This window comes from Vibrio sp. 1402, from assembly GCF_033340275.1.
This window is the reverse complement of record NZ_JAWOWE010000380.1, coordinates 1-632: the sequence shown is the minus strand read 5'-3', so window position 1 is coordinate 632 and position 632 is coordinate 1. Positions and strand designations below refer to the sequence as shown.

The following is a 632-nucleotide window of genomic DNA, read 5'->3' as shown; positions in this document are numbered from 1 at the left end:
AATGAGGTGATCCCCAAATTTGTTCTGCCAGATAACATTGATTACCGTCTGTTTGAGCACGGCGGACACGTTGGCTTTCTGACTGGTACGGCCTTAAAACCAAAGTTCTGGTTGGAGGAAGCCCTACCCGCGTACTACGAAAGTGTCGAGCCAGAGTACCTTTCAGCTGGATCCAAACCGCGAACACAGTAAACTAGCCTTTCATCATAAAAGTTTGAGGTATTTATGATCATTCCTTGGCAAGACATCGCGCCAGAAACACTGGAAAATCTAATCCGTGAGTTCGTACTACGCGAAGGCACCGACTATGGCGCGGTTGAAATTTCACTGCAAAACAAAATCGATCAAGTGAAGACGCAACTAGAAAAAGGTGAAGCCGTCATCGTGTTCTCAGAACTGCATGAAACGGTTGATATTCAACTCAAAGCAAAGTTTTAGCACGTTCACATTTTTACCGTATCCCACTCGATGACAAGTCGTTGTTACATGCTATAGTGGGTTATCGACCGTGCAGCGGTTCGCTGCTGCACTTTACAGGTACGTAATTTTCGACAAGGTTTGTCATGTCAGCTAAACACCCAATCATTGCGGTTACTGGTTCATCCGGTGCCGGTACAACCACGACGTCTGAA

The 632-nt window shown here is 46.0% G+C and carries 1 protein-coding gene and 1 pseudogene; both read left to right on the top strand.

What is annotated here, in order from left to right; genetic code table 11:
* Positions 1-192, top strand: a pseudogene (locus R7044_RS26190) (hydrolase); the annotation flags it as partial.
* A 33-nt stretch (positions 193-225) separates the two neighbouring features.
* Positions 226-438, top strand: a complete 213-nt coding sequence (locus R7044_RS26185) for a YheU family protein (protein ID WP_005458136.1) — start codon at positions 226-228, stop codon at positions 436-438.
* The last annotated feature ends 194 nt before the right edge of the window (positions 439-632 follow it).

Excerpts from the sequence above, each read along its gene's own strand:
- R7044_RS26185 (WP_005458136.1), top strand. The coding sequence starts at position 226 with ATGATCATTCCTTGGCAAGACATCGCGCCAGAAACACTGGAAAATCTA.